Origin of the sequence: Citrobacter sp. RHBSTW-00017, from assembly GCF_013797615.1 — a bacterium.
In the GTDB taxonomy this organism is placed as follows: Bacteria; Pseudomonadota; Gammaproteobacteria; order Enterobacterales; family Enterobacteriaceae; genus Citrobacter; species Citrobacter braakii.
Window position 1 is genome coordinate 3,269,537 of the sequence record NZ_CP056899.1, and the last position, 17,745, is coordinate 3,287,281.

The 17,745-nt window shown below is 50.4% G+C and carries 16 protein-coding genes; 10 read left to right on the forward strand and 6 right to left on the reverse strand.

The features are described from left to right. Positions 1-31: 31 nt before the first annotated feature. The 3 genes from aroA to HV037_RS15935 form a co-directional block, all read right to left on the reverse strand. Positions 32-1,315, reverse strand: a complete 1,284-nt coding sequence (gene aroA, locus HV037_RS15925) for a 3-phosphoshikimate 1-carboxyvinyltransferase (RefSeq protein WP_047414126.1) — start codon at positions 1,313-1,315, stop codon at positions 32-34. A gap of 68 nt (positions 1,316-1,383) precedes the next feature. Beyond that, positions 1,384-2,472 (reverse strand): 3-phosphoserine/phosphohydroxythreonine transaminase, encoded by a 1,089-nt coding sequence (serC, locus tag HV037_RS15930; RefSeq protein ID WP_016152445.1) that lies wholly within the window; start codon positions 2,470-2,472, stop codon positions 1,384-1,386. Between the two features lie 212 nt (positions 2,473-2,684). Further along, positions 2,685-3,377: a DUF421 domain-containing protein gene (locus tag HV037_RS15935; RefSeq protein ID WP_016156114.1), complete on the reverse strand. Its 693-nt coding sequence runs from the start codon at positions 3,375-3,377 to the stop codon at positions 2,685-2,687. 136 nt (positions 3,378-3,513) lie between these two features. Here HV037_RS15935 and ycaO point away from each other — a divergent pair, with 136 nt between their 5' ends. The 4 genes from ycaO (at position 3,514) to pflA (ending at position 9,804) form a co-directional block, all read left to right on the forward strand. Next, entirely contained in the window at positions 3,514-5,274 is a 1,761-nt protein-coding gene (gene ycaO, locus HV037_RS15940) for a 30S ribosomal protein S12 methylthiotransferase accessory factor YcaO (protein ID WP_047414124.1), read from the forward strand. A gap of 404 nt (positions 5,275-5,678) precedes the next feature. Next, the gene (gene focA / locus HV037_RS15945) at positions 5,679-6,536 is read left to right on the forward strand and encodes a formate transporter FocA (protein WP_003831909.1); all 858 of its coding nucleotides are present in this window, start codon (positions 5,679-5,681) and stop codon (positions 6,534-6,536) included. Positions 6,537-6,595: 59 nt separating this feature from the next. Then, positions 6,596-8,878, forward strand: coding sequence for a formate C-acetyltransferase (gene pflB / locus HV037_RS15950; protein ID WP_016152441.1), 2,283 nt, complete (start codon positions 6,596-6,598; stop codon positions 8,876-8,878). Between the two features lie 185 nt (positions 8,879-9,063). Next, positions 9,064-9,804 carry a pyruvate formate lyase 1-activating protein gene (pflA, locus tag HV037_RS15955; RefSeq protein WP_003035751.1) on the forward strand — a complete coding sequence of 247 codons (741 nt, stop codon included), beginning with the start codon at positions 9,064-9,066 and terminating at the stop codon, positions 9,802-9,804. Between the two features lie 61 nt (positions 9,805-9,865). Here pflA and HV037_RS15960 read toward each other — a convergent pair whose 3' ends face one another. Continuing rightward, a complete protein-coding gene (locus HV037_RS15960; RefSeq protein ID WP_047359385.1) occupies positions 9,866-10,714 on the reverse strand; it encodes a MurR/RpiR family transcriptional regulator in 849 nt (282 codons plus the stop codon). A gap of 121 nt (positions 10,715-10,835) precedes the next feature. Here HV037_RS15960 and HV037_RS15965 point away from each other — a divergent pair, with 121 nt between their 5' ends. Genes HV037_RS15965 through HV037_RS15985 form a run of 5 tightly spaced genes read left to right on the forward strand, consistent with a single transcriptional unit; the run spans position 10,836 to position 14,644 of the window. After that, positions 10,836-11,111, forward strand: a complete 276-nt coding sequence (locus tag HV037_RS15965) for a PTS sugar transporter subunit IIB (RefSeq protein WP_016152439.1) — start codon at positions 10,836-10,838, stop codon at positions 11,109-11,111. 16 nt (positions 11,112-11,127) lie between these two features. Continuing rightward, positions 11,128-12,393 carry a PTS ascorbate transporter subunit IIC gene (locus HV037_RS15970; protein ID WP_046274698.1) on the forward strand — a complete coding sequence of 422 codons (1,266 nt, stop codon included), beginning with the start codon at positions 11,128-11,130 and terminating at the stop codon, positions 12,391-12,393. Positions 12,394-12,405: 12 nt separating this feature from the next. Further along, positions 12,406-13,203, forward strand: a complete 798-nt coding sequence (locus HV037_RS15975) for a transketolase (RefSeq protein ID WP_049043003.1) — start codon at positions 12,406-12,408, stop codon at positions 13,201-13,203. Beyond that, complete coding sequence (locus tag HV037_RS15980) at positions 13,203-14,114, forward strand: transketolase C-terminal domain-containing protein (RefSeq protein WP_103283675.1); 912 nt, start codon at positions 13,203-13,205, stop codon at positions 14,112-14,114. Before HV037_RS15975 ends, HV037_RS15980 begins: the two co-directional genes overlap by 1 nt. A 53-nt stretch (positions 14,115-14,167) precedes the next feature. Next, positions 14,168-14,644 carry a PTS sugar transporter subunit IIA gene (locus tag HV037_RS15985; RefSeq protein WP_046274696.1) on the forward strand — a complete coding sequence of 159 codons (477 nt, stop codon included), beginning with the start codon at positions 14,168-14,170 and terminating at the stop codon, positions 14,642-14,644. A 45-nt stretch (positions 14,645-14,689) separates the two neighbouring features. Here the strand turns inward: HV037_RS15985 and HV037_RS15990 are convergent, their stop codons facing one another. Further along, positions 14,690-15,838, reverse strand: a complete 1,149-nt coding sequence (locus tag HV037_RS15990; RefSeq protein WP_016152434.1) for an MFS transporter — start codon at positions 15,836-15,838, stop codon at positions 14,690-14,692. A 385-nt stretch (positions 15,839-16,223) separates the two neighbouring features. On the opposite strand from HV037_RS15990, the gene ycaC reads away from it, so the two are divergent. After that, positions 16,224-16,850: an isochorismate family cysteine hydrolase YcaC gene (gene ycaC, locus HV037_RS15995; protein ID WP_016152433.1), complete on the forward strand. Its 627-nt coding sequence runs from the start codon at positions 16,224-16,226 to the stop codon at positions 16,848-16,850. A 30-nt stretch (positions 16,851-16,880) separates the two neighbouring features. On the opposite strand, the gene HV037_RS16000 is transcribed toward ycaC, so the two are convergent. Beyond that, a complete protein-coding gene (locus HV037_RS16000; RefSeq protein ID WP_016152432.1) occupies positions 16,881-17,744 on the reverse strand; it encodes a dimethyl sulfoxide reductase anchor subunit family protein in 864 nt (287 codons plus the stop codon). Between the last annotated feature and the right edge of the window lies 1 nt (position 17,745).

Consider the following 17,745-nt stretch of genomic DNA (forward strand, 5'->3'; position numbering starts at 1 on the left):
ATATGCTGAGCGCGATCGTCAGATGTGAGGATCAGGCAGGTGTACTAATACGCGCCAGCTGTTCGAAATAATCCGGGAAGGTTTTGGCGGTACATTTAGGGTCCAGAATGGTCACCGGCGTGTCAGACAACGCCACCAGCGAGAAACACATCGCCATGCGGTGATCGTTGTAGGTCGCGATCTCCGCAAACTGTAACGTCGCCGGTGGTGTAACGCGAATATAGTCTTCGCCCTCTTCAACGATCGCACCCACTTTACGCAACTCGGTCGCCATCGCGAACAGGCGGTCGGTCTCTTTGACGCGCCAGTTATAGATGTTACGTAAGGTCGTGGTGCCTTTAGCGAACAGCGCTGCCGTGGCGATGGTCATCGCCGCATCGGGAATATGGTTCATATCCATGTCTACCGCGTTCAGCTCACCGTGAGTACAGGCAATAAAGTCTTCGCCCCAGGTAATGGTCGCGCCCATTTTTTCAAGCACATCAGCGAAGCGGATATCACCCTGCATACTGTTGCGGCCAATCCCGGTGACTTTTACCGTACCGCCTTTAATGGCTCCTGCTGCGAGAAAATAGGAAGCGGAAGAAGCGTCACCTTCAACCAGATATGCCCCCGGTGACTGATACTGCTGCTGACCCTGCACAATAAAGCGCTGGTAGTTCTGATTCTCAATTTCAACACCAAACGTTTTCATCAGGTTCAGTGTGATATCAATGTAAGGTTTGGATACCAGCTCGCCTTTAATGGCGATCGTCGTATCCTGCGGCGCCAGTGGCGCAGTCATCAGCAACGCAGTCAGGAACTGGCTGGATACGCTGCCGTCTACCTCAACCTGTCCTCCGGTAAAGCCACCGCGCAGACGTAAAGGCGGATAGTTTTCCTGCTCCAGGTATTCAATGTTGGCTCCGCCCTGGCGTAACGCATCAACCAGATGGCCAATCGGGCGCTCTTTCATGCGCGGCTCGCCCGTCAACACGATGTCATTACTGCCCAGACACAGCGCAGCGGCCAGTGGGCGCATTGCGGTTCCGGCATTGCCAAGGAACAGTTCTACTGCGCCTTCGGCATGCAGCGCGCCGCCATTGCCGATAATCTCGCAACGCGTACGGTCGGCAGAAAGGGTATAGCTAATTCCTAACGCATTCAGAGCATTAAGCATATGGCGGACATCATCGCTGTCCAGCAGGTTGGTCAGGACAGTGGTGCCATTTGCTAATGCAGCCAGCAGCAAAGCGCGGTTAGAAACACTTTTGGATCCAGGCAGATTGATGGTGCCATCCACCCGCGCAATGGGTTGTAACGTCAGGGATTCCATGAAACTCGACTCTCAAAAACAGACATAAAAACCCCACAGACTGGCTGTGGGGATGAAAATACAGCAGATTAACCGCGGCGGCGCTCGAAATCGACCATGAAATCGGTCAGCGCTTTTACACCTTCTAGCGGCATTGCATTGTAGATGGACGCGCGCATACCGCCGACCACACGGTGCCCTTTCAACGCGTGCAGACCCGCAGCGAAAGACTCTTCCAGGAAGAGTTTATCCAGTGCGCTGTCAGCAAGCTGGAACGGTACGTTCATGCGTGAACGGTTCGATTTTGCCACGTCGTTACGGTAGAAATCGCTGTTATCGATTACGCCGTACAGCAGTTCCGCTTTTTGCTGGTTAATTTTATCCATCGCGTTAACACCGCCCTGCTCTTTCAGCCATTTAAAGACCAGGCCAGACAGATACCAGGCAAAGGTTGGCGGCGTGTTGAACATGGAGTCGTTGTCATTCAGCACGGTATAGTCGAGGATTGACGGGCATGACACATGAGCCTTACCCAGCAAATCTTCACGTACGATGACAATGGTCAGCCCGGCCGGGCCGATGTTTTTCTGCGCCCCGGCATAAATTACGCCATAACGGCTCACGTCAAGCGGTGCGGAAAGAATGGTAGAGGACAGATCCGCCGTAACCACTACATTGCTGGCAAAATTCGGCGTTTCATCGATCGCAATGCCATCAATGGTTTCATTCGGGCAATAGTGCAAATACGCCGCGTTGTCAGAAAGCTGCCATTCGCTCATTGGCTTAACAGCGCGCAGTCCGTCAACGGTGACTTTGGCGTCGATAACGTTTGGCGTACAGTATTTTTTCGCTTCTTTAATTGCGCTGGCGGCCCAATAACCGGCATCAACGTAATCCGCCGTGGTTTTGTCACCCAGAATATTTAACGGGATACCCGCAAACTGCCCGCGCCCACCGCCATGGCAGAACAACACTTTATAGTTGGAGGGGATGCTGAGAAGATCGCGAAAATCCTGCTCCGCTTCCTCTGCGACCTGGATGAATTCTTTGCCACGGTGGCTAATTTCCATCACCGACGTGCCAAGACCGTTCCAGTCGCGAAGATCCTGTTGAGCCAGTTTAAGTACTTCTGCCGGTAACATTGCCGGACCTGAACTAAAATTGAAGACCTGAGCCATTTCCCCTCACCACGTTGTGTTGTTGTCCAATCAACATCCTGTCATTGGCGATAATCCGGTGACAGACATTGGTATAAGTTATTCCTGTGGATATCGGTTTTATCATTCAGTGACACGCGCCGCAATGGGTAAAACTGACCAGGGTAAAAATGTGTCATTGGTCACACAACAGAATCTATCGGATTGACGGGTAAAAACCGAGATTTTCGCTGTCAGGTGACCCGTTTTGCCCGACTGGCCTTCGACCATTCTGGATTTGCACAGCGTGGACATAATTGATGATCTCCGGCGTTCATTTGCACCACTTCACTACACCGTATACAGGCATAGTCCCCAGCTTCAGGTATCACTTTAAATCGCTGTGTGCAGCGTTTAGGCAAAATACTGAGCCCCGGCTTTACGTCTTCATCAGCAAAGAAATAGACGCTGATTTGCCCATTAGTCTCCAGGATGGCCAGTCTCACCTGTCCCAATTGCTCCACGCCGTTCAAACGCAATTCCATAAAGAATTCGAATTCCGTCATATTGGCGCTATTGAGCTTCGACCATGCCAGCTCACCGTCCTCAATGATCACAACGGGCTTGCCCTCCAGCAAATCCTCCATTTTCTCGCTATGCGCCATCAGCCACATAACCAGCCGATACAGCACGGCAAGCGTAATAAAGACCACCAGCACCGGCAGCATCGGGACATCATCATAAAATGCCACGTCTCCCGCCGCGGACCCCAGCGTAAGGATAATCAGCACTTCAAAAAGCGACATCTGGCGTACGCCGCGACGTCCGGTGATTTTTAAAAACAGAAAAACCAATATAAAGGTATAGAGGCTGCGCAGAGCAACTTCTCCCAGAAAATCCATGGGCACCTTATCCAGTACCATTCGGTGTAAATCGAAAGCTTTCATTATTATGCTCTAAACGTGGTTGGCTGTAGGAAAGCATAGCTAATACTTTTATTTACGTCTGAACTCCGGCGACGATAGCGCCATTCATTTAAAACCCGTATCATTGCGCGCTTTCCGTACGACAAAAGTGATTTTCATGACGCAAACATTTATCCCCGGCAAAGATGCCGCTCTGGAAGACTCCATCGCTCGCTTCCAGCAAAAATTGCTCGACCTTGGTTTTCAAATTGAAGAAGCCTCGTGGTTGAATCCCGTCCCTAACGTCTGGTCTGTACATATTCGCGACAAAGAATGCGCGCTGTGCTTCACCAACGGTAAAGGCGCGACGAAAAAAGCGGCGCTGGCTTCCGCGCTGGGCGAATATTTTGAGCGTCTGTCGACTAACTATTTCTTTGCGGATTTCTGGCTGGGTGAAACCATCGCCAACGGCCCATTCGTGCATTATCCGAACGAAAAATGGTTCCCGTTGACTGAAGAAGACGACGTACCTGAAGGTCTACTGGATGCTCGTCTGCGTGCGTTTTACGATCCAGACAACGAACTGACTGGCAGCATGCTTATCGATCTGCAATCCGGTAATGAAGAACGTGGGGTCTGCGGCCTGCCGTTTACCCGTCAGTCGGATAACCAGACCGTCTATATTCCGATGAACATTATTGGCAACCTGTACGTTTCTAACGGCATGTCTGCGGGTAACACCCGTAACGAAGCGCGCGTTCAGGGCCTGTCTGAAGTCTTTGAGCGCCATGTGAAGAACCGTATTATTGCGGAAAGCATCAGCCTGCCGGAAATCCCGGCCGAAGTCATGGCGCGCTACCCGGCAGTGGTGGAGTCCATCGCCAAACTGGAAGCGGAAGGTTTCCCAATTTTCGCCTACGATGGCTCGCTGGGCGGCAAGTATCCGGTGATTTGCGTTGTCCTGTTCAACCCGGCCAATGGTACCTGCTTTGCCTCCTTCGGTGCGCACCCGGATTTCGGCGTTGCGCTGGAGCGTACTGTCACTGAACTGCTGCAGGGTCGTGGTCTGAAAGATCTTGATGTCTTCACCCCACCGACCTTTGACGACGAAGAAGTGGCTGAACACACTAACCTTGAAACCCACTTCATCGATTCCAGCGGCCTGATCTCCTGGGATCTGTTCAAGCAGGATGCTGACTATCCGTTCGTTGACTGGAATTTCTCCGGTACCACCGAAGAAGAGTTCGCCACCCTGATGGCCATCTTCAATGCTGAAGATAAAGAAGTGTATATCGCCGACTACGAGCACCTGAGCGTTTACGCGTGCCGCATTATTGTTCCGGGAATGTCTGACATCTATCCGGCTGAAGATCTGTGGTTAGCCAACAACGCCATGGGCGCCCATCTGCGTGACACTATTCTCTCGCTCCCGGGCAGTGAATGGGATAAAGAAGACTATCTCAATCTGATCGAACAACTGGATGAGGAAGGCTTTGACGACTTCACCCGCGTACGCGAGCTGCTCGGTCTGGCAACCGGTGCGGATAACGGTTGGTACACCCTGCGCATTGGCGAGCTTAAAGTGATGCTGGCGCTGGCCGGCGGCGATCTGGAGCAGGCGCTGGTCTGGACAGAATGGACGATGGAATTCAACGCCTCTGTCTTTAGCGCTGAACGTGCCAACTACTACCGCTGTCTGCAAACGCTGCTGCTGCTATCTCAGGAAGAAGATCGTCAGCCGCTACAATATCTGAACGCGTTTGTTCGCATGTACGGTGCCGAGGCGGTTGAAGCCGCAAGTGCAGCATTAAGTGGCGAAGCGCCGTTCTACGGACTTCAAACTGTTGATAGCGATCTGCAGGCTTTCCCGGCGCATCAGTCTCTGCTGAAAGCCTACGAAAAACTGCAGCGCGCGAAAGCAGCACATTGGTCAAAATAGTGACAATCAGCCTGCGCTGAGTAGGCTAAAGGTATTGTCTGGGCTATATTACGGGGCGCTTAATGCGCCCTGTTTTTTATTTTGGTCAAATCAAAAAATAAATGTAAAAACAAGGTTAAATATTAGTAGTTGATATTAAGAAAATTAGCTTATTAATGTGGTTTTTTATCTCAATTACTCCATTTTAATTAACCGCTCCAGAGGAGACAGAAAGAAAAAATTCAACTCACTTTATAATTTTTAAAATTTATTTTTATTTGGATAATCAACAAGTTACACCGTAATCGCATAAAAACCATGCGCCTTACGGGCCTATAAGCCAGGCGAGATATGATCTATATCAAATTCTCATCTATAATGCTTTGTTAGTATCTCGTCGCCGACTTAATAAAGAGAGAGTTAGTGTGAAAGCTGACAACCCTTTTGATCTTATTCTTCCTGCTGCAATGGCCAAAGTTGCCGAAGAAGCAGGCGTCTATAAAGCAACGAAACATCCGCTTAAGACGTTCTATCTGGCAATTACTGCCGGTGTATTCATTTCAATTGCCTTTGTTTTCTATATCACCGCCACAACCGGTACCGGCACAATGCCTTTCGGCATGGCGAAGCTAGTAGGTGGTATCTGCTTTTCCCTGGGGCTGATTCTCTGCGTTGTCTGCGGTGCAGACCTCTTCACCTCAACCGTACTGATTGTCGTAGCGAAAGCCAGTGGTCGCATCACCTGGGGCCAATTGGCTAAAAACTGGCTTAACGTTTATGTCGGCAACCTGATTGGCGCCCTGATCTTCGTGTTACTCATGTGGCTTTCTGGCGAGTATATGACCGCTAACGGCGCGTGGGGTCTCAACGTCCTGCAAACAGCCGACCACAAAGTGCACCATACTTTTGTTGAGGCGGTAAGTCTTGGCATCCTGGCGAACCTGATGGTGTGTCTGGCAGTATGGATGAGCTATTCGGGTCGCAGCCTGATGGACAAAGCGTTTATCATGGTATTACCGGTCGCAATGTTTGTTGCCAGCGGTTTTGAGCACAGTATCGCAAACATGTTTATGATCCCTATGGGTATTGTAATTCGCGATTTCGCCACCCCGGAATTCTGGACCGCTGTTGGGTCTTCTCCGGAGAATTTTTCTCACCTGACCGTGATGAATTTCATCACCGATAACCTGATTCCGGTTACGATCGGCAACATTATCGGCGGCGGTTTGTTGGTCGGGTTGACATACTGGGTCATTTATCTGCGTGGTAACGATCATCATTAATCTGATGATGCCCATTACACGCAGTAAATAAAAAATCCACTTAAGAAGGTAGGTGTTACATGTCCGAGCTTAATGAAAAGTTAGCCACAGCCTGGGAAGGTTTTACCAAAGGTGATTGGCAGAATGAAGTAAACGTCCGTGACTTCATTCAGAAAAACTACACTCCGTATGAGGGTGACGAGTCCTTCCTGGCTGGCGCAACTGATGCGACCACTGCACTGTGGGACAGCGTGATGGAAGGCGTTAAACAGGAAAACCGCACTCACGCGCCTGTTGACTTTGACACCTCCGTTGCTTCTACCATCACTTCTCACGACGCTGGCTACATCAACAAAGCGCTCGAGAAAATTGTTGGTCTGCAGACTGAAGCTCCGCTGAAACGTGCGATCATTCCGTTTGGCGGCATCAAAATGGTTGAAGGTTCCTGCAAAGCGTACAATCGCGAACTGGACCCGATGCTGAAAAAAATCTTCACCGAATACCGCAAAACCCACAACCAGGGCGTATTCGATGTTTACACCAAAGACATTCTGAACTGCCGTAAATCCGGTGTTCTGACTGGTCTGCCAGATGCCTATGGCCGTGGCCGTATCATCGGTGACTACCGTCGCGTTGCGCTGTACGGTATCGACTACCTGATGAAAGACAAATACGCTCAGTTCGTCTCTCTGCAATCCGATCTGGAAAACGGCGTAAACCTGGAAGCCACTATCCGTCTGCGTGAAGAAATTGCTGAACAGCACCGCGCACTGGGTCAGATCAAAGAAATGGCTGCTAAATATGGCTGCGATATCTCTGGTCCGGCAACCAACGCTCAGGAAGCTATCCAGTGGACTTACTTCGGCTACCTGGCCGCGGTTAAATCTCAGAACGGCGCAGCAATGTCCTTCGGTCGCGTATCCACCTTCCTGGATGCCTACATCGAACGTGATATCAAAGCAGGCAAAATCACCGAGCAAGACGCTCAGGAAATGATTGACCACCTGGTCATGAAACTGCGTATGGTTCGTTTCCTGCGTACCCCTGAATATGATGAACTGTTCTCCGGTGACCCGATTTGGGCAACTGAATCTATCGGTGGTATGGGCGTTGATGGCCGTACTCTGGTTACCAAAAACAGCTTCCGCTTCCTGAATACCCTGTACACCATGGGTCCTTCTCCGGAGCCGAACATCACCGTTCTGTGGTCTGAAAAACTGCCTCTGAACTTCAAGAAATTCGCCGCTAAAGTGTCCATCGACACCTCTTCTCTGCAGTACGAGAACGATGACCTGATGCGTCCGGACTTCAACAACGACGACTACGCTATCGCTTGCTGCGTAAGCCCGATGGTTGTTGGTAAACAAATGCAGTTCTTCGGTGCGCGTGCAAACCTGGCGAAAACCATGCTGTACGCAATCAACGGCGGCGTTGATGAAAAACTGAAAATGCAGGTTGGTCCTAAATCTGAACCGATCAAAGGCGACGTTCTGAACTTCGACGAAGTTATGGAGCGCATGGATCACTTCATGGACTGGCTGGCTAAACAGTACGTCACTGCACTGAACGTTATCCACTACATGCACGACAAGTACAGCTACGAAGCCTCTCTGATGGCGCTGCACGACCGTGACGTTATCCGCACCATGGCGTGTGGTATCGCTGGTCTGTCCGTTGCTGCTGACTCCCTGTCTGCAATCAAATATGCGAAAGTTAAACCGATTCGTGACGAAGACGGTCTGGCTGTCGACTTCGAAATCGAAGGCGAATACCCGCAGTTTGGTAACAACGACTCTCGCGTTGATGACATGGCGGTTGACCTGGTAGAACGTTTCATGAAGAAAATTCAGAAACTGACTACTTATCGTAACGCTATCCCGACTCAGTCTGTTCTGACCATCACCTCTAACGTGGTTTATGGTAAGAAAACCGGTAACACCCCCGATGGTCGTCGTGCCGGCGCGCCGTTCGGACCGGGTGCTAACCCAATGCACGGTCGTGACCAGAAAGGTGCTGTTGCCTCTCTGACCTCCGTTGCTAAACTGCCGTTTGCTTACGCTAAAGATGGTATCTCTTACACCTTCTCTATCGTTCCGAACGCCCTGGGTAAAGACGACGAAGTTCGTAAGACCAACCTGGCTGGTCTGATGGATGGTTACTTCCACCACGAAGCGTCCATCGAAGGTGGTCAGCACCTGAACGTGAACGTCATGAACCGTGAAATGCTGCTGGATGCGATGGAACATCCGGAAAAATATCCGCAGCTGACCATCCGTGTTTCTGGCTACGCAGTACGTTTTAACTCCCTGACTAAAGAACAGCAGCAGGACGTTATTACTCGTACCTTCACTCAGACCATGTAATTGGTTTTGACTGAAATCGTACTTTAAAAAGCGTACAATAAAGGCTCCACGTAAGTGGGGCCTTTTTAATAGCCTGCTTTGTCAGCTATCTATACTTATGGATAGCAGCCAAAACAGACTCGACACAGTTAATAACTGTGCACTAACACTGGCCCCGGATGGGCCACACCTGGAGAAACACCGCAATGTCAGTTATTGGTCGCATTCACTCCTTTGAATCCTGTGGCACTGTTGATGGCCCGGGCATCCGTTTTATTACCTTCTTCCAGGGCTGCCTGATGCGCTGCCTGTATTGTCATAACCGTGACACATGGGATACGCACGGCGGCAAAGAAGTCACCGTCGACGAGTTAATGAAAGAGGTCGTGACCTACCGCCACTTTATGAACGCCTCCGGTGGCGGTGTGACAGCGTCCGGTGGCGAAGCTATCCTGCAAGCTGAATTTGTACGCGACTGGTTTCGTGCCTGTAAAAAAGAAGGTATTCATACCTGTCTGGATACCAACGGTTTTGTTCGCCGCTACGATCCGGTGATCGATGAATTGCTGGAAGTCACTGACCTGGTGATGCTCGATCTCAAACAGATGAATGATGAAATCCATCAGAATCTGGTGGGCGTATCTAACCATCGTACGCTTGAGTTCGCACGTTACCTGTCCAATAAAGACATCAAGGTGTGGATCCGCTACGTCGTTGTGCCTGGCTGGTCTGACGATGACGACTCCGCGCACCGCCTGGGCGAGTTTACCCGCGATATGGGCAACGTAGAGAAAATCGAACTGCTGCCATACCATGAGCTGGGCAAACACAAATGGGTGGCAATGGGTGAAGAGTACAAACTTGACGGTGTTAAGCCACCGAAAAAAGAGACCATGGAGCGCGTGAAAGGCATTCTTGAGCAGTATGGTCATAAAGTAATGTACTAAGGTATGACGACCACGGCGTCGCAGCGCTCTGCTTGAGTAGCGCGACGCCAACGTTCGATGCCTACGACATAAAATATTCTGAAAGTTTATTGGTCACGCTTTCAATAGAGAAAATACGTTTCTGGTGTGCTTTACGACACTGCACGTAACGCTCATCCTGCTCTTCCAGAGCACTGAGTATGCGATCCGCCACCATCATCGCACCAGCAATTTCAGCAAAACCAGACTCACCTTCCCCCTGTAATGCAACCGCCGCCTGCAAATTCCAGTCAGAAAGCCGATTTAATGGCGCAAACGATCCGCGAGTTAACGAGAGAATTTTTATGCCTTGTTCCTTCGCTAGCGTCAGCGACTGCATCATATCGGTAGAGATTTGTTCTGTATGAATAACAATAATCCCTGTTTTTTGGCTGTCCGCCAACGGAGAGATAGCCGCCGGATAAAACCGGTCGATATAACTGGCTATTTTCCCCATCTGCACCAGATTGATTTGCAGGAATAACGCCACCGGCACCGCAGTACCTACCGCATAAATTGCAATATTACTGAGCTGATTTAACCAGGTCGCAACCGCCTGCAATTCTTTGCTGTCGATGATGGCATTGCTGTCACAAACGCTTGCCAGTACCGCCGCCGTCTCCTCACTTCCTCCATCATTCGGCCGTGCAGCTCCTTGCTCCAGTGCAAGAGCCGTTCTGAAATCAGAAAACCCCTTAAAACCAAAGGCACGGCAAAAACGAGTGATACTCCCCTCACTGGTATCAATAGAATCAGCCAGCTCGGTTATCGTATGCCGCATCACAAAATCAGGATTTTCAGTGATAAAACGCCCTACCTTTTCCAGGATCGGACTCAGTTCTGAAGCCCCATTTCTTATGTTAATCAATAAATTAGTATCTATCTGACTCATTTTTCGCCTTTTTGCACAAAATGCAAATGCTGTCACATACTTTGCCCGGTTTTGCGATAATAATTTTTATCGCACCAATGATAATTAAAAATAATTATTTTTACAAACAGGAGAACGTCTAATGAAAGGTCTGATCGTCTGTCGTACCGGTATGGGCAGTTCGCTAATGCTGAAAATCAAAGCCCAAAAAGTCATCGATAAACATGGCTGGGATATCGATCTTGAACACGATGTCCTGTCAGGGCTACGAACCTGGCAAAACATCGACTTCGTGATCACCATGAGCGACCTGACCGATGAGGTAGAAGCCGCCGGGTTCAGAGCAATCGGTATCACCGATCTGATGAACAGCGAAGAAATGGAATCTGCGCTCACCAGCGTTGTTCAAAACAACTAACCTCTCCGGGGGAAATATGGATCTCCTAAAGTTCATTGTATTCGACATTTTGGGTGTAACCCCACTTTTAGTTGGCTTTATTGCGCTAATTGGTTTGCTTATCCAGCGTAAACCCATCGAAAAAGTGCTTTCAGGTACCTTTAAAACCATCGTCGGATTTCTGGTATTTGCCGGCGGAGCAGGGATTGCGGTGACATCCTTAGGTAATTTTCAGACCTTATTCAGCGATGGATTCGGTCTGAAAGGTGTGATGCCGTTAGCCGAAGCGTTAACTGGGCTGGCACAAACCAAGTTTGCCATGTGCGTTTCACTCATCATGGTCGTTGGTTTCGGCTGGAACTTGTTTTTTGCCCGCGTAACACCGTTCAAATACATCTTCCTGACGGGCCAACATAATCTGTATCTGTCTGCCCTCTTAACCGTTACGCTTAAGGCGCTTGGCTACAGCGATGTAACAACAATTATCGTCGGCTCCATACTGCTGGGGCTTGCGGCCTGTGTCTATCCAGCTATCGCTCAGCCGTGGATGCGTAAGATTACCGGTAATGATGAAATCGCGATGGGTCATTACGTTACTCTGGCCTACGCGCTATCGGGATGGATCGGTTCGAAAGTGGGCGATCCTAAGCAGTCAACAGAAAAGCTAAATCTTCCCGGATGGTTGGGGATTTTTAAAGACTACATCGTCTCCGTGTCCATCTCTGTCAGTATTTTCTATTACATCGCGGCGCTTGCCGCAGGCGAAGAAGCGGTAACGGCCGCCGCCGGTGGAATGCATTGGCTGGTTTATCCGCTATTCCAGTCACTCACATTTACCGCATCGCTTTATATCATCATCACCGGCGTTCGCTTGCTGTTGTCAGAAATAGTCCCGGCATTTCTGGGCATCTCTGAAAAGTTTATCCCGAACGCCAAACCCGCACTGGATTGCCCAGTCGTCTTTCCGTATGCCCCAACCGCCACCGTTTTAGGTTTCATCTCTTCCTTTGTGGGTGGATTGGTGGTTATGGGGGTACTCGCATTAATTGGGCAAACGGTCATTATCCCCGTCGCCATCCCCTACTTCTTCATTGGTGCTACCGCCGCCGTCTTCGGTAATGCGTCAGGAGGCTGGAAAGGGGCCATCGCCGGTAGCTTTGTCACTGGCATATTAATTGGTATTGGCCCGGCACTCATCTATCCCATCATGGAGTCGGTTGGATTGTCCGGTACTAGCTTCCCGGAGACAGATTTTGTCGCCCTCGGCTTAGTGGTTTATTACATCGGCAAAATGTTGCCCTGATAAGGAATGAACATGAATATTGACGAATTGAAATCCCATGCGCTGGCTGCTCGCCGGGATATTGTCACCATGATTTATGAATCAGGCATTGGCCATCCTGGCGGTGCATTGTCCATCATCGACATTCTGACCTGGATTTACGATCAAGAGGTAGACTTCACCTGCGCCCCTCGCGCTCGCGTGGTCATGAGCAAAGGTCATGCGGTTGCTGCTCAGTACGCCATGCTGCATCAAAAAGGCAAAATTGAGCGCAGCGAATTTAATACTTTTCGACAAATTAACTCACGTTTACAGGGGCACCCTAGCATCAAATCTCTGCCCGAAGTCGATGCAACAACCGGCCTGCTGGGCCAGGGATTATCCATTGCCTTTGGTATGGCGGCGGCCAAAAAACAGCGGGGGGAATCACAGCGCGTTTTCGCCATCATTGGCGATGGCGAAATGCACGAAGGGCAAATCTGGGAAACGCTACAACAGGCAGGCCATATGAAGATGGATAACCTGGTGGCGATTATCGACTACAACGGTTTTTCCTCCCACGACCCCGTTAATCAGGTGGTGAATCTGGAACCTCTGGCCGACAAAGTGCGTCTTTTCGGCTGGCACGTACTCGAACTCCATAACGGTAACGATATGCATCAGGTTGCCGACACGCTGATGCTTTCACGCCATCTGAAAGGAAAACCTGTCGCCATTATTGCGCATACCACCAAAGGCAGTGGCGTTAGCTATATGGAAAATAACGGTGACTGGCATTCAAAAACCCCAACCACCGAACAATATCAGCAGGCTATGGAGGAGTTGCAGTGATGAAAGCCCCACGTGATGAAATTGGTAACGCACTCATTGCCCTGAAAAAAAAGGGCTATCCCATTGTCGCCATTGATAGTGATTTAGCCAGCTCCACCCGCACTGACCAGTTCCAGGCCGTCTATCCAGACGCTTTCTTTGAAATGGGTATTGCGGAAGGATCGGCAATGAGCTTTGCCACTGGCCAGGCGTTGGAAGGAAATATTCCGTTCTACGTTAACTTTGCGATGTTTGTGACAGGCACCGCCTGGACTCAACTGCGCCAGGCGTGCTACGCCAAAGCTAACATTAAATTAGTTGGTAGCCACCCAGGAATGGATGATGGACCTGACGGCGCATCGCATCATGCGCTGGAAGATCTGGCCCTGACGCGCGTACTGCCGGGGCTCACAATTCTAACACCTGCCGACGCTGAAGAAGTTGAGGCCGCATTTGAACAGGCAGTAAACATTCCCGGTCCGGTCTATATTCGCGTAGCCCGAGAACCGATGCCCGTGCGCGATAAATCTACCGTTCCGCGAGTGACCGATATCGCCGCCGTGGAGGACTCAGGCAATGACTTCGCCATTCTCTATGAAGGGACCGTTCTGGAGCAGGCAAGCGCAGGTTATGTGCAGCTGTGCGCCCAGGGAAAACGTGGCAAGCTGATTCACGTCGCCATGCTAAAACCGTTTAACCGCCAGCGCTTTCTGCAACTGATTGCCAACTGCCCGCAGATCGCAACGATTGAAAATCACACGATCATCGGTGGGCTTGGCGGACAGGTTGCTGAAGTATTGGCGGAGGAAGGATTAACCACGAGATTAATCCGACTGGGGACACAAGATACGTTTACGGAATCAGGCAATAGCCGCCAGTTGAAAGAGAAATACGGTATTTCGGCGACCGCACTCTTTGAAGCCCTGAGATAGTTCGGGTTGGCAGACCGCAATGCGGTCTGCTGCTCTGAAATAAGGAGAACACAATGACATCTGCGCTATTTTCTGCCTGTCAGTTTCGTGAACAATGCCGATCCTGGCAGGAGGCCGTGACGCTGGCTTGCCAGCCTCTGGAAGAACTGGGCGCGATTACGTCCGCCTACGCACAGGCAATCATCCGTGAAACAGAACAACTGGGTCCGTGGTACATCTTAAGCCCTGAGTTTGCCCTGCCGCACGCTCGTCCGGAAGAAGGAGTGATAAGCAGTGAGACACATTTGTCGCTCTTGTGTCTGAAAGAGGCGGTGCCTTTTCCTGGGCATCCAGATGTGCGGTTAATTATTGTCCTGGCGGCTGCCAGCAGCACCCGACATATTGAAATGATTCAAAAACTGGTTTGCTGGCTGGATGAAGGGGAGCATTTACAACAGCTGACGAGTATGACCAGTCAGGCGCAGCTTCACTGCACGCTGAAAGCATGCGAATACCTCGCAACTTCCGGCATACCCGCAATGGGAAAATGAGTCACGGTATGCAAACATTTTGCCTTGCATACCGTCTGGCGCGCTTTATACGTGAGCCACCGGAGTCGGCGTATGTCTGGCGCTACGCAACAACATCAGCAGATAAATAAACGATACGCTGGCAATCATAATGAATAATAGATTATCGGAATAATTCTGCATCAGCATTGCGGTGAATGAAGGACCCAGCAGGCTGCCAACGGTATAGCTTAATAACAATGCCTGATTCATGGCGACCAGCTGATGATGTTCAACCTTTTCACAGGCCCAGGCCATCGCCACCGGATAGAGGGTAAAACCTGCCGCACCCAACATAAACAACGCAGGCGCCATCGCCGCCTGATTCAGCATGGCGATACTTCCGACGATAACCACGAAGACCTGGACGCGTAAAACCAGCAGGCGCCCCAGCTTGTCTGCCAGGCGGCCAATCGGCCATTGCCCCAGAATACCGGCGCTAACCAGAACCGCCATCCAGAAACCAATGCTGGCGTTGCTCACCCCTTGATGGTTGAGATACAGCGGCATCAGGCCATACAAAGACCCCAGCACAATCCCGGAAATAATACAGCCGTTAACGCCCAGACGCGCCTGCCGCAGCTTCAGCATGGAGGTAATAGGAGTAGACTGCTGTTCATCACCCTGCTGATTGGCAATGCGCGTAAAGAGCAATGGCAAAACACCAGCCAGGATCGTACCCGTCACCCACGGCAGGACGTTCATCAATTCTGTTGATACTTTACTAACCAGTAGCTGGCCTAAAAACGTCCCCACGTAATAGATCATCATATAGGCGGCAAGCAAGCGTCCGCGATTACGCGAAGTCCCGCTGCACATCAGCGCACTTTCCACTACCACCCAAATCATGGCGCAGCCAACACCGGCGATAAAACGCCAGGTCATCCAGCTCCAGAATCCCACCATAACCCCCAGGCCGATACAGCCCGCGGCAAAAATAAGCGAGGCAATGTAATAGCTGCGATTAAAACCAAGGTGTTTTATTAAATACCCGGTCAGCAACGTCCCTACCAGATTGCCGGTAAAGTAGGAAGAACTCACCACCCCCACCTGCCAGGTGGGCAAATTTTCATGGGCGAGCCAAAGCGGGACGAGCGTGTTTAACACGGCGATCGCCAGGGTCAGCAGAAGCAGCCCGCACAGCAACAGCATGACGGGACGGGTATAGATGGACATGAATAAAAACCGTGAGGAAGTTCAAATTTCATGCGCATCATGCCACTGCCAAAAACATTGTCAATCGGCGCAATCAAAGGGCTGAGGCGCTTTCCGGACGATCGATTTGCATTACTGATTCTTAATGTGAATAGATAAAAAACACAAAAACACATCTGCTTGTTTTTATTGATCTAAAACAAAAATCTCGCGTTGCGTTCAGTCGAAAAATTTCATGGACTCCCCTTACTTTTATTTCTTACTAAACTCTATGCGGGATGCAGATCTGCATTGTCTTCAAAATAGAACAGTGAGTTCTTATTTAGGTATCTAATCCATATATCGTTCTTTCTGTAGACTTAAACTCATCAAATTTCCCCCACTGATGCTGAACAGGAGAAATATCATGACTAAACCTTACGTAAGACTTGATAAAGATAATGCGGCAGTACTGCTGGTCGACCATCAGGCTGGCCTGCTCTCTCTGGTTCGGGATATCGATCCCGATAAATTTAAAAACAACGTGCTTGCCCTCGGCGACTTAGCAAAATACTTCAAACTCCCAACCATTCTGACAACCAGTTTCGAGACAGGACCAAACGGGCCACTGGTACCGGAACTGAAAGCTCAATTTCCCGATGCGCCTTATATTGCTCGCCCCGGAAACATTAACGCGTGGGATAACGAAGATTTCGTGAAAGCAGTGAAAGCGACCGGTAAAAAACAGCTGATTATTGCCGGTGTCGTGACGGAAGTTTGCGTTGCTTTCCCTGCGCTCTCGGCTATTGAAGAAGGTTTTGATGTCTTTGTCGTAACCGATGCGTCGGGTACATTTAATGAAATTACTCGCCATTCAGCATGGGATCGGATGTCCCAGGCCGGTGCTCAACTGATGACGTGGTTTGGTGTCGCATGTGAGTTGCATCGCGACTGGCGCAACGATATCGAAGGTCTGGCGACGCTGTTCTCTAATCACATTCCTGATTATCGCAATCTGATGACCAGCTACGACACGTTAACTAAACAGAAGTAAAAAAACCGGGGCTATGCCCCGGTTTGTCATTTAGCTGGCAACCGCCATACCGACGGTCATATGCAGACCGTAGAACACGCCACGACCAATCAACTCGCCGACTAACAGCAGAATAAACGCGACGGAAAGCAGCGGAACTGCAGGCTGGTAGCCTTTCACTTGCGGTACAATCCAGCAGCACAGCGCTAATGCCAGAGCGACAATCCGCCACGCCATCAGCGAGCCGTAATCCGGAACCAGCGCAGACGCCTGTTGAATGGAACTGTGGATCGTCGCCAGTTCAGCCCCCTGCATTACAGACATGATGGCGCTCACGACCAGAGCAAGCACTGAAATAGCCGGCAACAGGCGCATCGCCCAACCGTCCACGCCAGCAATTCTCAGCAACAGATATCCCAGCAGCGGACCGCCCATAAACATCGTCAGGAAGAAGCCCAGCGGCGTCCAGATGCTGTACCAGGTCGGTACGGTATCGATGGTGTTATACACGCGCACCATCATCCAGACAAAAACCACGCCCAGTACCATGGTGACAACTAACCACAGATTGCGTAATACGGGCGACATTTTTTTCAACGTTGCCAGCAGCCAGCCGATGCCGCCAACGGCAAAGAAGATTGAGCCGCTGGCAATTTCATTACTCAACGCAGAAGATCCTACACGATTGAGTGAGTTAAAGGCGCGCATCGGTGAGCCCAGGTGGAGCATGGAAGCAATAAAGCCAATGCCCATTAATACCCACAGCCCGAACATGCAGGCAATCACGCGCTGCTGCGATTCAGGGCGTAAGTCCCCTTTCATCAACGCCAGCGCCAGAACGATAAAGCCACCAACTACACACTGTCCGAAGACAGTGAAGATCATCAGCGGCCATTCATGCCATCCACTTCCCATC